Origin of the sequence: Alcaligenes sp. PF14, from assembly GCF_037150615.1 — a bacterium.
GTDB lineage: Bacteria > Pseudomonadota > Gammaproteobacteria > Burkholderiales > Burkholderiaceae_B > Alcaligenes > Alcaligenes phenolicus.
In genome coordinates, this window is the sequence record NZ_JBAGRS010000008.1 from 111,086 (window position 1) to 124,444 (window position 13,359).

13 protein-coding genes are annotated in these 13,359 nt (G+C 56.1%); 4 read left to right on the plus strand and 9 right to left on the minus strand.

Features of this window, described 5'->3' with window-relative positions; all coding sequences use genetic code 11:
* Positions 1-3 precede the first annotated feature (3 nt).
* Positions 4-390, minus strand: a complete 387-nt coding sequence (locus WFM49_RS16780) for a Rid family detoxifying hydrolase (protein ID WP_009453941.1) — start codon at positions 388-390, stop codon at positions 4-6.
* A gap of 73 nt (positions 391-463) precedes the next feature.
* Complete coding sequence (locus tag WFM49_RS16785) at positions 464-1,240, minus strand: ferredoxin--NADP reductase (RefSeq protein WP_009453939.1); 777 nt, start codon at positions 1,238-1,240, stop codon at positions 464-466.
* A gap of 308 nt (positions 1,241-1,548) precedes the next feature.
* On the opposite strand from WFM49_RS16785, the gene WFM49_RS16790 reads away from it, so the two are divergent.
* From WFM49_RS16790 to WFM49_RS16800, 3 genes are all read left to right on the plus strand, one after another.
* On the plus strand, positions 1,549-2,592 hold the full coding sequence (locus tag WFM49_RS16790; RefSeq protein WP_009453937.1) for a Fe(3+) ABC transporter substrate-binding protein: 1,044 nt from the start codon (positions 1,549-1,551) through the stop codon (positions 2,590-2,592).
* Positions 2,593-2,686: 94 nt separating this feature from the next.
* A complete protein-coding gene (locus tag WFM49_RS16795) occupies positions 2,687-4,351 on the plus strand; it encodes an ABC transporter permease (protein ID WP_250755678.1) in 1,665 nt (554 codons plus the stop codon).
* Positions 4,348-5,130, plus strand: a complete 783-nt coding sequence (locus WFM49_RS16800; protein WP_035271544.1) for an ABC transporter ATP-binding protein — start codon at positions 4,348-4,350, stop codon at positions 5,128-5,130. Before WFM49_RS16795 ends, WFM49_RS16800 begins: the two co-directional genes overlap by 4 nt.
* Before the next feature lie 92 nt (positions 5,131-5,222).
* Here the strand turns inward: WFM49_RS16800 and WFM49_RS16805 are convergent, their stop codons facing one another.
* Positions 5,223-5,984 (minus strand): MauE/DoxX family redox-associated membrane protein, encoded by a 762-nt coding sequence (locus WFM49_RS16805; RefSeq protein ID WP_336974418.1) that lies wholly within the window; start codon positions 5,982-5,984, stop codon positions 5,223-5,225.
* Positions 5,985-6,110: 126 nt separating this feature from the next.
* Positions 6,111-7,304 (minus strand): MFS transporter, encoded by a 1,194-nt coding sequence (locus WFM49_RS16810; protein WP_336974421.1) that lies wholly within the window; start codon positions 7,302-7,304, stop codon positions 6,111-6,113.
* Positions 7,305-7,406: 102 nt separating this feature from the next.
* Between WFM49_RS16810 and WFM49_RS16815 the strand changes: the two genes are divergently transcribed.
* A complete protein-coding gene (locus WFM49_RS16815; RefSeq protein ID WP_021446601.1) occupies positions 7,407-8,336 on the plus strand; it encodes a LysR family transcriptional regulator in 930 nt (309 codons plus the stop codon).
* A gap of 56 nt (positions 8,337-8,392) precedes the next feature.
* Here WFM49_RS16815 and WFM49_RS16820 read toward each other — a convergent pair whose 3' ends face one another.
* From WFM49_RS16820 to rph, 5 genes are all read right to left on the minus strand, one after another.
* Positions 8,393-8,851 carry a GNAT family N-acetyltransferase gene (locus WFM49_RS16820; RefSeq protein WP_021446602.1) on the minus strand — a complete coding sequence of 153 codons (459 nt, stop codon included), beginning with the start codon at positions 8,849-8,851 and terminating at the stop codon, positions 8,393-8,395.
* Between the two features lie 123 nt (positions 8,852-8,974).
* Positions 8,975-10,387 carry a type I glutamate--ammonia ligase gene (gene glnA / locus WFM49_RS16825; RefSeq protein ID WP_021446603.1) on the minus strand — a complete coding sequence of 471 codons (1,413 nt, stop codon included), beginning with the start codon at positions 10,385-10,387 and terminating at the stop codon, positions 8,975-8,977.
* Between the two features lie 227 nt (positions 10,388-10,614).
* A complete protein-coding gene (hemW, locus tag WFM49_RS16830) occupies positions 10,615-11,829 on the minus strand; it encodes a radical SAM family heme chaperone HemW (RefSeq protein ID WP_336974426.1) in 1,215 nt (404 codons plus the stop codon).
* Between the two features lie 4 nt (positions 11,830-11,833).
* Positions 11,834-12,445, minus strand: coding sequence for an RdgB/HAM1 family non-canonical purine NTP pyrophosphatase (gene rdgB, locus WFM49_RS16835; protein WP_009453909.1), 612 nt, complete (start codon positions 12,443-12,445; stop codon positions 11,834-11,836).
* 153 nt (positions 12,446-12,598) lie between these two features.
* Positions 12,599-13,336, minus strand: a complete 738-nt coding sequence (gene rph / locus WFM49_RS16840; protein ID WP_026482596.1) for a ribonuclease PH — start codon at positions 13,334-13,336, stop codon at positions 12,599-12,601.
* Between the last annotated feature and the right edge of the window lie 23 nt (positions 13,337-13,359).

Genomic DNA, 13,359 nt, shown 5'->3' on the forward strand with positions numbered 1-13,359 from the left:
TCTTTAGAAATTGAGGATAGCCTCGACCTCGAACTGAGCGCCTTTGGGCAAGCTGGCCACACCGATGGTGGAGCGTGCGGGGAAAGGCTGGGGAATCAGTTCGGCCATGATGGCGTTGGCGCTGGCAAATCGGGACAGATCTGTCAAAAACAACGTCAGTTTGACGATGTCGCTCAGGCTAGCGCCAGCTTCTTTGACCACAGCTTCCAGGTTGGCAAATGCCTGACGTACCTGACCTTCAAAATTTTCAGATACCAGTTCGCCTGTGGCAGGCTCCAGACCGATTTGGCCAGACAGAAATACTGTCTTGCCACCCGAAGCAATAATGGCCTGAGAGTATGGGCCTACGGCAGCCGGAGCGGCATCGGTGAAGACAACTTGCTTAGTCATAAGAAACCTCTGATGAGTGTTGTACTATCAGAGTTTAAGCGCCTATAGCTAAAATTAACAGATCTTGGCGTGATTATTTTTCCACGAAGGCGCGTTCAATCACGTAGTCACCGGGTTGACCTACACCGGGCGACACTTCAAAACCGCGTTTATCGAGCATGGCGCTGATATCGGTCAGCATGGCGGGGCTGCCGCACAACATGGCGCGATCCTGAGCGGGATCCAGTTGAGGAATGCCCAGGTCTTCGCACAGCTTGCCGGTCTCGATCAGGTCGGTAATGCGGCCGGTATTGCGGAACTCTTCGCGGGTGACAGTGGGGTAATACAGCAGTTTTTCGCGTACCACTTCACCAAAGTATTCGTTCTGCGGCAATTCATTCTGGATGAAATCCGAGTACGCCAGTTCGCTGACAAAACGCACGCCGTGAACCAGTACCACCTTTTCAAAACGCTCGTAGGTGTCGGGGTCCTTGATGATGCTCATGAAAGGAGCCAGACCGGTGCCGGTGCCAAACAGGAACAGATTGCGGCCTGCGCGCAGGTCGTCAATTACCAGCGTACCAACGGGTTTGCGGCTGACCAGAATGGTGTCGCCTTCTTTCAGGTGTTGCAGGCGCGAGGTCAATGGACCGTCCTGTACCTTGATGCTGAGAAATTCCAGATTTTCTTCGTAGTTGGCGCTGGCGATACTGTAAGCGCGCATCAGCGGCTTGCCATCGACTTCCAGACCGATCATTACAAAGTGCCCATTATGAAAACGCAGGGCGGCGTCGCGGGTGGTGGTAAATGAGAACAGGGTGTCGTTCCAGTGGTGGACGCTGAGCACTTGTTCGGTATTGAAAGCTGCCATGTTAGTTGTCGTATAGAGGGGCAACATTGCCCGGATCAGTAAGCAAATATTTGTCCATTGTACCGAGTTCCCCAGGTAAATCCATGCTGATTCACCAATACGATTTGATCGCAATCAGGACTTACCATTAAGTTCCATGAGTCGCCATTCTCCTGCTTTGGCACAGATAGTACGACGATTTCCAGCCTGGAAACGGGCCCACATTCAAATAGCTCTTGCCTAGTTCCTGCATACGTTTGATAATCATTCACATTTTCTGGCTTACAGCCGATTTTTACGCTATTTACGCCTGTTTTGGAGTGTTGATAATGCGCTTTACTCTTCGTAGCCGTGCCCTGACCCAAGCTTTGCTTCTGTCCGCTATGGGCACTATGTCGATGGCGGCTTTTGCTTCTGGCGAAGTCAACCTCTACACCACTCGCGAACCTGGCCTGATTACTCCCCTGCTGGAAACCTTCAGCAAAGACACAGGCGTGAAGGTCAATACCGTGTTTGTGAAAGATGGCCTGATCGAGCGCGTGAAAACCGAAGGCGACAAGTCCCCTGCCGACATTCTGATGACGGTGGACATCGGTAATCTGCTGGATCTGGTGGAAGCCGGAATTACTCAGCCCGTTGAGTCCGCCACTCTGGACGGCGCCATTCCCGCCAATTTGCGCGGTGCCGACAAACAGTGGTACTCCCTGTCCTTGCGCGATCGCGTGGCCTATGTGGCTAAAGACGTGGATGTAAAGAGCATTCACTACGAAGATTTCGCCGATCCTAAATGGAAAGGCAAGGTGTGTATTCGCTCCGGCCAGCACCCCTATAACACAGCCTTGGTGGCTGCCATGATTGCGCATAATGGTGCAGAAGCGACGGAACAATGGCTGCGTGGCGTGAAAGACAACCTGGGCCGCAAGGCTGCCGGTGGTGACCGTGACGTAGCGCGCGACATTCTGGGCGGCATTTGTGATGTGGGTATTGCCAACGCCTACTACGTGGGCCGCATGAAAAACGCCGAGCCTGGTAGCGATGCCTACAAATGGGGCGAAGCCATCAATGTGGTGCGTCCAACCTTTGCTGATACCAAGGGCGGTGGCACACACGTGAATATTTCCGGTGCCGCTGTGGCCAAGCACGCTCCTAATAAGGACAACGCTGTCAAACTGCTGGAGTACCTGGTTTCCGAGAAAGCCCAGAGCCTGTATGCCAAGGCCAACTACGAATACCCCGTGCGCGCCGGTGTTGAGCTGGACCCCGTGGTGGCCAGCTTCGGCCCCATGACGATTGATCCTTTGCCATTGACTGAAATCGCCAAACATCGCAAACAAGCCAGCGAGCTGGTAGATAAAGTTGGCTTCGACAACTAAAATCGCCCTACTCTTTTTCTACGACCGCCAGCTTTGAGAAATCAGAGCGGCGGTCGTCGCGCATTTAAGCGCCTGTAATACCTAGCCTTTCATAATGCCCTTTTTTCGTCGTCTGCCCTTTTGGTCCCTGGCTGCCGCTGTGATTGCCCTGATCGTGGCAGCGCCTGTGATTACCCTGCTGACCCACGCCTTAGGCGGCTCGACTGAGCACTGGTCGCATTTGTTCCAGTTCGTTCTGCCTCAAGCCATGAGCAATACCTTGCTGCTGCTCCTGGGGGTCGGCGTGGTGGTGAGCTGTCTGGGAGTGGGGTCAGCCTGGCTGATTACCGCCTACGAGTTTCCCGGACGACGGGTCTTGCAATGGGCTTTGTTGCTGCCGCTGGCAGTGCCGACCTATATCGTGGCCTTTGCGTATCTGGATTTGCTGCATCCGATTGGCCCGATTCAGTCTGCCATTCGCTACGTCTTGGGCTATAGCAACCCGCGTGAATTCCGTTTGCCAGATCTGCGCTCCTTGGGTGGCGCAATTTTTCTGCTGGGTTCGGTGCTCTACCCCTATGTATACCTAAGCACGCGCGCCATGTTTGCTACACAATCGGCCAGCTTGCTGGAGGCTGCCCGCATTATGGGTGAATCGGGCCGCAGCGTATTTTTTCGGGTCGTGTTGCCCATGGCCCGCCCCGCGATTGCAGTGGGTGTCAGCCTGGCTTTGCTGGAAACGCTGAACGATATTGGTGCTTCCGAGTTTCTGGGCGTGCAGACCCTGACGGTGTCTATTTACACCACCTGGGTGACGCGCTCGGATTTGGCGGGTGCCGCGCAAATTGCTGTTTCCATGCTCTGTCTGGTGGCGGCGCTGATCAGCATCGAGCGTTATGGTCGCCGCCGCCAAGCCTATTCCAGTAATCAGCGTTCCGAACCCATTCGACCTACCCGGTTGAAAGGCTCCGCTGCCTGTATCGCCATTGCTTTGGGTGTAGCGCCCGTGCTGGTGGGCTTTGTGGCCCCATCCCTGTATTTGTTGAATGAGACCATCAAGCATGTGAGCTTGGCGGGCGGTGTGTCGGCGCAATTGCTGAGCAGCGCCTGGAACACCTTGTATATCGCAGCGCTGGCCACTATCGCGACCCTATCTTGTGGCTTGGTCGTCGCCTGGGCTGCTCGGGCAGTACGTTCGGGACGCAAACCGCGTCTGGCCCGTTTTCTGGCAGGTGTCAGCAGTCTGGGATACGCCATTCCGGGAACCGTACTGGCGATTGGGCTGTTGACGCCCCTCGTCATGTTTGACTCTTTTTACAATCAAGTCATGTCCTGGTTTGGTGTTTCGGCGACGGGTTTGTTGTTGATGGGTTCAACGCTGGCTCTGGTTTTGGCCTATACCCTGCGCTTTCTGGCGATTTCGGTTGGCGGTATTGAAGCCGGGCTGGCTCGAATCCCGGCATCGCTGGAGCAGGCTTCCCGTTTATTGGGTGAAACCCCGGCGGGGACGCTGAAACGTGTGCACTTGCCCTTGCTGCGCCCCGCCATGGGCGCGGCTGCTTTGCTGATTTTTGTTGATGCCATGAAGGAGCTGCCTGCGACCTTGTTGCTGCGTCCGATGAATTTCGAGACCTTGGCAACCTGGCTGTATGCGGAAGCGGCTCGTGGGACTTATGAGGAAGGCGCGGTTGCCGCCTTGGCCATTGTGCTGGCCGGTTTGATCCCCGTTATTTTATTGGCACGTACTCAATTGATGGCCTCTGGCCCACGCGCATCATGAACGATTTTCTGGATTTGCAGGCGATTACCCTGTCCTACGAAACGTCTGAAGGTTTTCGGCCGGTTGTTGACCAGCTCAGCCTGCATTTGCCCCAAGGGGAAATCGGCTGTCTGCTGGGGGCCTCGGGCTGTGGCAAGACCACGGTCTTGCGGGCCATTGCCGGTTTCGAGCCTTTGCGTGCCGGACATATTCTGTTGAATGGCCGTGTCTTGTCGGCTGTGTCTCAGCAAGTGCCGCCGGAAGACCGCCATGTGGGCATGATGTTCCAGGATTACGCCCTCTTTCCTCACCTGACAGTAGAAAAAAACGTGGCCTTTGGTCTGCGCAAATGGGATAAAGCCCAGCGTCAGGCTCGAGTACTGGAAATGCTGGAACTGGTCGATCTGGCCCGTTTGGCGCAGCGCTATCCGCATGAATTGTCGGGTGGCCAGCAGCAGCGCGTGGCTTTGGCACGCGCCTTGGCTCCCAAACCCTCTCTGCTGTTGCTGGATGAACCGTTTTCCAATCTGGATGTGGATACCCGCGAGCGCTTGGCGTTTGAGGTGCGCGACATTCTGAAAAGCGCAGGCATTACCGCGATTCTGGTCACCCACAATCAGGCTGAAGCCTTTGCGATTGCCGATCGTATTGGTGTAATGCAGGCTGGCAAGATCATCCAGTGGGATACGCCTTACAGCCTGCACCATCGTCCTGTGAATGATTTTGTAGCGGACTTCATCCGCCGCGAAGCCATCATGGCGCAACGGGCCCAGGCCTTTTTGCGTGGCGAGCCTGCGTAGTAGTTGCAAGTACGGCAGCTCTAGTGTGCCCCATGCCGCCATATTGGACTGATAGCTCTCGCTTTCCGGGTGGACGGTGAACTGAGTGTCCTCTAAGCGCTGATGATGGATGGCTTGATCAGCATCCAGACCGCCATCGCTACCATCATCAGGTTTTCAGTCAGAGAGACAAAGCCCAAGGGCACCTTGCTGTCACCACCTACGCAGGCGCATTTCAGTTCGCGCTTGTCGATATAGACCGCCTTGAACACTGACCAGGCACCGATGCTGCCAATAAATAAGGCGATGGGCACAGACAGCCACATCAGGGCACCGGCCAGCATCAACACGCCTGCCACTGCTTCTCCAAAGGGGTACAGATAGGCGTAGCGCACCCATCGTTGGGCCAGCAAGTCGTAGTTCAGGAACATGGTGGCAAAGCCGTCCACATCTTTGAGCTTCTGCACGGCCAGCAAACACATGGCAATGGCAATAAACCATTCCAGCGCCTGGGGCAGGACAATCTGTCCGAATGCCGCCCAGGAAACAGCTAGCGCCATCAAGCCAGCCATCACAAACAAGGCGATCACGGGCGTGTAGCTGACGGCATCCTTGTCCTTGACCTTCCCACCGAAATACTCGACCAGTTCGTCATAGCCCCCTATCCGTTTTCCATTGATAAAGGTCTGGGGGGTTGTGCTGACTTGATGCTTGGCCTTGAAAGCGTCAATCTCTTCGCGATTCCTGAGCCAGTGATCGTCCAGCTCGTAGCCCTTACGTTTGAGCAGTGCGCGTGCCTTAAGTCCGAAGGGGCAGATATGTTCTGCCGTCACCATGCGGTAAAGCTCGGCGCGTTTGGCGGTGTGTGTAGCCATATGCGACTCCTTTGACGTGATGCTGTTTGTCGGAAGCCCTCCCCTGACGCTCATGCAAGCGTTTATCTGACACCCTAAACCAGGTGTCAGGAAGTGTGAGTAAGCAGGTGTAGTGATTTAGTAGTGTTAGTGATCGATTGTTTTTGCCTGATCGTAAGGTCTCAGGGGCTGGGTGGCAGCACATCGCATGAAAATGGGCAGAACAAGGGCGACAAACGCTGTCAGGAGCAGCAAGACATGAAGGTCTGGCACGGATACATCCAGGGTGCGGAGCAGTAGGGAGGGAATAGCCAGAGCAATAAAGCTGCCGATGTGGTTGCCTGTGGTTTGCAAAGCCATGAAGCGGCCCCGCTGAGCTTGAGTGGGGTAGCTGGTACTGCGGGCGCTGGCGCAGACTAGACGAGTGTAGCTGCCCGTCATGAACAGAATCATGAATATGTGAGCTGTTCCCCGCCCCAGGGCCAGCATGATCAAGGAGAAGAGCAAAATCAACGTGCCCAGATCAGAGATACGGGTCTCGCCCCATTTTTTGATGCCCGTAGCGGACAGGCGGGAGGCGATCAAGGCGGCGACACCGCCCAACATGAAGATCACAGGCATTTGCTGTGCTTGAGTGTCGTAGCGTAGCGCCACAACGGGGATCAGGACCGGGATCAGTAATAGTGAGCCTGCCTGCGCAATAGCCGGCAGGCTTAGCCAGCGCCAGGCCTCTTTACCTAGGGCCAGTGGTGAGGGTTGTGCTGCAACGAAAGGGTTGGAAGGCAGATAGCGATGAGCAATTGCGACGGCAAGCAGGCAGAGCACGGCCAGAGTCATCAAGGCGATACGCCAGCCCAGTTCTACGGCGATGAACAAGGTGACGGGCATTCCGGCGATACTGACCAAGGCAAAGGCGCTGACCACAATGGCAATCGCGTCGGTACGCTGCTCGGCATTCATGCCATGCAGCAGTAAAGTCGTTGCGGCGCTCATCAAAAAACCACCTAGCAAACCAGCTCCCAGACGCAGCAGGATAAATAGCCCGAATTCGGAGCTGATGGCCCCCAAAGCGGTTAATACGGCCAAGAGAATCAGTGCCAGGAGCAGTAAAGGCTTTAGCGCCGCGCAGTGCATCCAGCGTGCAGCCAGGACGCCCGATAAAGCGGCACCGCCCATATAGGCGGAAGCGGCATAGCCGGCGTAGGTGGCAGGAACATCAAAGTCCACTGCCATCCAGACAAACAAAGGCGTCAAGGCCATGAATTCCAGAGCATGAACAAACTGGATAAAAGACACGGCACGGGCACGCAGCCGGGGACGAAACACTTCAGAATCAGACATGATGATACGCATAAAGAAAGAGTCCTCTAGCCTAATTCTTCGCGGTTTTGATATGTAGTCTCTATAATTCGAATATTAAATTATCAAAACCGGGATAATTCCATGACTCCTCAGCTGAATTTGAATGCCTTGCGGGTTTTTATCCAGGTAGCCGAAAGTGGCAGTTTTACGGCTGCAGCTCAGGTGCTGGATTTGCCGACCTCCAATGTCAGCCGTTATGTGGCGCAACTGGAGCGGCAGATTGGTCAGCGCTTGCTGGAGCGCAGTTCCCGGCAGCTGCGTTTGACCAGTGTGGGCCAGGGCTTGTTTGATACCGTTCAGCCCTGGTGGGGAGCCTTAAAGCAGGCTGAACAGGATTTGCTGGATCAACGCACCCGTTTGTCGGGACGCTTGCGGATTTGTATTCCATCCGAGGTGGGGCCGTTTCTATTGGCGGGTGTCCTGGCGGATTTTGCGGCCCAGCATCCGGATCTGGAACTGCATTGTCAAACCAACCTGGAAGGCCCTGGTGTGCTGGCGCAGGATTTTGACCTGGCCTTATTGATGTGTCGGGGTGCTTTGCCAGACAGCAGCCTGGTGGTGCAGGAATTGTATTCTTTTGATTGCCAGGTCGTGGCGGCACCTGCCTTGATCGAGCAATGCGGTATGCCCAGCAGCCTGGAAGAGTTGGAACAGTTGCCCTGCATTACGACCGATACGGCTTTGGATGGCCAGGCCTGGCAGTTTGTCTTGCCCGATGGTCGCTTTCAAATTTTGAACGTCCCCAGCCGCTTTCGTGTGAATAGCGGTTTGCTGGCGGGAGCTGGCGCCGTCAAAGGGCTGGGTTTTGCGATTCTGGTGCGGCAGGGATGTGAGAAAGAGATCGCCCAAGGGCGTCTGATTGCCGTTCCCCTGCCCTTGCCGCCTGCCCCTTTGCGTCTGGTACTGGCGTATACGCATCGACGACACTTGTCGAACTCGGCACGTGCCTTGATTGAGTATCTGAAGGCCCAAGCAGATATCGGCACCTTGCCTGGATTAAACACCCATTAACTTGGGGGCCTTGTAGGGTTTGAGCTTGGGTCGTCGTTGCAGCAACCGACGCTCTATCAAGCAATGACGGCTGCTTTGACCATCTCAATATGAGGAATGCCGTCCTCGTCGTAGATCTCGCCCACAGGTTCAAAACCTAAAGAGCCGTAGAACTTCTGCAAATGCGCCTGTGCGCCAATGCGTATGCCTGCGCCAGGATAGTGGGCTTCCGTAAAGCGGATCGCTTCAGCCACTAGCGCGTAGCCGATTTTCAGGCTACGGAACTTGGTCAGGGTCAGTACACGGCCAATGGAAGGCTCGTCATATTTCAGGCCCGGTTCGACAACGCGAGCATAAGCAGCCAGCTCGCCGTCCTTGAGCACGGACAAATGCCAGGAATCCAGGTCCAGGCCGTCCACGTCCTGGTAGGCACACTCCTGCTCCACCACAAACACCGCCTCGCGAGCCTGGATGATTGAGTACATTTCCCGCGTGGACAGATCGTCCAACCGTTTCCATTGAAAAACCAGGTCCATCTTTACTTCCATGACGATAAGGTTTGGGTGACTGCGTATGGTAATCGTCCAAGGGCAGAATAAAAAGAGCGGCCCGAAAGCCGCTCTTTTTGATCGTACTGGCCAAAACCAGTGCCTTCGATCTTACAGGCTGTAGTACATGTCGAATTCGACCGGGTGCGGAACCATACGCAGACGGGTGATTTCGGCTTGTTTCAGCTCGATGAAGGCGTCCAGCATTTCATTGCTGAACACACCGCCACGGGTCAGGAATTCGCGATCTTTGTCCAGGGACTCGATCGCCTGTTCCAGCGACACGCAAACGGTTGGGATTTTTGCATCTTCTTCGGGTGGCAGATCGTACAAGTTCTTGTCGGCTGCATCGCCGGGGTGAATCTTGTTCTGCACACCGTCCAGACCGGCCATCATCAGGGCCGAGAAGGCCAGGTATGGGTTGGCCATTGGATCGGGAAAGCGGGCTTCCACACGACGTGCCTTGGGGTTGCTGACGTAAGGAATGCGGATCGAAGCCGAGCGGTTACGGGCGGAGTACGCCAGCTTCACTGGGGCTTCAAAGTGCGGAACCAGACGCTTGTAGGAGTTGGTCGTGGGGTTGGTGATGGCGTTCAGGGCACGGGCGTGCTTGATGATACCGCCAATGTAGAACAGCGCGAACTCGGACAGACCGGCGTACTCGTTACCGGCAAACAGGTTCTGGCCGTCTTTCCAGATGGACTGGTGCACGTGCATGCCGGAACCGTTGTCGCCGACCACGGGCTTGGGCATGAAAGTCGCCGTTTTGCCATAAACGTGAGCCACGTTATGGATGGTGTACTTCATGATCTGGTTCCAGTCCGCACGCTCGACCAGAGTCGAGAAGCGCGTACCGATTTCCAGCTGGCCGGGAGCGGCCACTTCGTGGTGGTGGATTTCAACAGGAACGCCCTGCTGTTCCAGCAGCAAACACATTTCAGCGCGCAGATCGGCAAAAGAGTCTGTAGGCGAAACAGGAACGTAGCCGCCTTTGACGCCAGGACGGTGACCCAGGTTATTGCCATTGAGTTCCAGACCACGCGACCAGGGAGCTTCTTCAGAGCGAATCTTCACGAAGCTGCCCGACATATCGTCGTTCCAGGTAATACCGTCGAACACGAAGAATTCCGGCTCGGGACCAAAGTATGCGGTATCGCCCAAACCGCTGGAGCGCAGGTAGGCTTCAGCACGCTTGGCCAGCGAACGTGGGTCGCGGTCGTAACCTTTCAGATCGGAAGGCTCGACCACATCGCAGGTCAGAATCAGGGTGGGCTCTTCACGGAACGGGTCCATACGGGCGGTTTTGGCGTCCGGGATGAGCAACATGTCCGAGGCTTCGATTCCTTTCCAGCCAGGCAAGGAAGAGCCGTCAAAGGCGACACCAGACTCAAAGCGATCCTCGTCCACCGCGTGTGCGGGGGTGGTCAAGTGGTGCTCACGGCCCAGGGTATCGGTAAAGCGGAAATCGACAAACGTGATTTCGCGTTCGGCGATGATCTTCAGAACATCTTCGGGGGAGGACATGGTTACTCCAGCGTCAATGACGTTAACAAAAAGTGAGGAGGAGTGGCGCGGATCATTGTGTAACCCACTACGGCAGGTCTTAATTACGTGTATCGGGATTGCCGCTGAATCTGATCCAAACAGCGCAATACCGATAAAGTAGTTATGGCATAGGACTTACCAGAAATTAATTGTAGAGCAATTGTGCAGATGCACAATAAAAAATGTCTTAAATAAACAATTAAATGTCAGGAACCTTCATCAGGAAGGAATGCTTCCTGTAAATCATTTAAGAATCGCCAGCCTAAATCGGTGGTTCGAATACGAACCGGATCGGAAGCCAGCAAACCTTTCTCGATATTGCGCTTGATCACGGGCAGGATGTGCGCAAGGGGCACACCCGTGCGTTCCTGGAAGTACTGGGCTGGTACGCCCTCTTTCAGGCGCAACACGTTCAGCATGAACTCAAAGGGCAAGTCTTTGGGTGTGACACGGGCATTGTGCGCATAGTGGCTGCCGTCGCGCTTGATGGCGTTCTGCATCCATTGCGCCGGGCTGCGGGTGGTAGCAGTACGGATAATGCGGTCGTGAAAGGACAGCTTGCCGTGGGCTCCCGGGCCTATGCCGATATAGTCGCCAAATTCCCAGTAATTCAGATTGTGGCGGCTATGGCCACCGCGCTTGCTGTAGGCCGAGATCTCGTACTGGTTCCAGCCGCGGCTGGCGGTCAGCTCGATCAGGCGGTCCTGCATGGCGGCGCTGTCGTCGTCATTGGGCAAGACCGGCGGGTATTTCGCGAAGACGGTATTGGGTTCCAAGGTCAAATGGTAGAGCGACAAGTGCTCGGTCTCATAAGACATGGCCTGTAAAATGTCCTGCTCGGATTGCGCTGGGGTCTGGCCCGGCAAGGCGTACATGACATCCAGATTCACGCGGTCCACGGCTTTCATGGCAGCTTCAATAGCCTGTTGCGCTTGCTGGCTGTCGTGAATGCGGCCTAGCGCTTTCAGGGCCTCATCGTTAAAGCTCTGAATGCCCAAAGAAATCCGGTTCACGCCACTGTGTGCAAAATCCATGAAGCGCGAGGCTTCCGAGGCACCGGGATTGGCTTCCAGCGTAATTTCTGCGTCGGGCAGCAAGTTCAGGTGGGAGCGCAGCAAGGCCAGCAGGCGGTCCAGCGCCTGGGCTGACATCAGACTGGGCGTGCCACCACCGATAAATACGGAAATTACCTGCCTGCCCCAGACCAGCGGCAGGGTTTGCTCCAGATCGGCCTGCAAGGCCTCCAGATACTCGTTTTCGGGCAGTTCAGCGGGTGCTTCGTGTGAGTTGAAGTCACAATATGGACATTTGCGCACGCACCAGGGCACGTGCACGTAGACGGACAAGGGCGGCAGGCTGGGCAGCAAGGTGGCCGGGCCGGAGCCAGGCCGGATGCGTACCTCGGGAGAGAAAACAGTCATGGTGTTACTCGGCGGCCAGACGGGCCAACAAGGCTTGCATGGCTTGTGCCCGGTGGCTGTATTTGTTCTTCACTTCAGGAGAGAGCTGCGCCGCAGTTTGCTTGAGCTCTGGCAGATAAAAGTGAGGATCATAGCCAAAGCCGTGCTCGCCAGCGGGTTGATCCTGAATCTCCCCTTCCCAGACGCCTTCAATCACGATAGGCCGTGGGTCCTGGGCATGGCGCACATACACCAGAACAGCCACATAACAGGCGCGACGGTCGCTTTGTCCTTGCAGACGCTGGACCAGCAAGGCGTTATTGGCTGCATCGGACTTTTCACCGCCCAGTTCGCGAGCGGCAAAACGGGCGGAATATACGCCGGGGGCTTCGTCCAGGGCGCGCACACAGAGGCCGGAGTCATCGGCCAAGGCGGGCAAGCCGCTTAATTGGCTGGCATGACGGGCCTTGGCCAGCGCATTCTCGATAAAAGTGGCAAAGGGTTCCTCGGCCTCGGGAATGTTCAATTGGCCTTGAGGAACCATGCTGATACCGGCCTGAGCCAGGATGGCGGAAAACTCCTTGAGCTTGCCGGCATTGTTGGAGGCCAGGACGACACGCTTGGATTCAGTGTTCATAAGTCGCAGCAGGCGGCAAAGCGCCCTGTTCAGTAAAAATGGCAAGGCGCCGTGCCAGGCAGTGTGTGCTGCATGGGACGGCGTCCCAATAGCGGTTTGTCCCGCTACCTGGCAGTGTCGCGCAGGGAGCAGGACAGACCCGTTTCATCGCGATCAGCCCTGCAAGGCTTGTTTCTGGGCTTGCATCAGCTCGGCAATGCCCTGCTCGGCCAGATCCAGCAAGCGATTCAAGGTGGGGCGTGCAAAAGTCTGGCCTTCGGCGGTGCCCTGCACTTCCACCAGATTACCGCTGCCTGTCATGACGATATTCATGTCCACGCCGCAGGCGGAGTCTTCCAGGTAGTCCAGGTCCAGGACGGGGTTGGATTCGAACACGCCGACCGAGACGGCCGCCAGTTGATCCAGAATGGGCGAGGCTTGCAGCTTGCCCTGCTCTTGCAGGCTGCGTACGGCCAGGCTGGCTGCGACCCAGGCCCCAGTGATGCTGGCGCAGCGGGTGCCGCCGTCGGCTTGCAGAACATCACAGTCAATGTGAATGGTGCGCTCGCCCAGGGCTTTCAGATCAAAGACGGCGCGCAGGCTGCGGCCGATCAGACGCTGGATTTCCTGGGTGCGGCCATTTTGTTTGCCACGGGCCGCTTCACGGTCCGAGCGCGTGTGCGTGGAGCGAGGCAGCATGCCGTATTCCGCCGTTACCCAGCCTTGCTCCTTGCCTTTCAGAAAGGGAGGGACTTTGTCGAGCACGCTGGCATTGCACAGAACATGGGTTTCACCCAGACGGATCAGTACCGAGCCTTCGGCGTGACGGGTAAAGCCGGTCACCAGTTCGATAGGACGGCATTGTGCAGCAGATCGACCCGAGGGACGTGCAATCGTAGCGTTTTCAGACAAGGCTAGGCTCCGGACAAAATTCA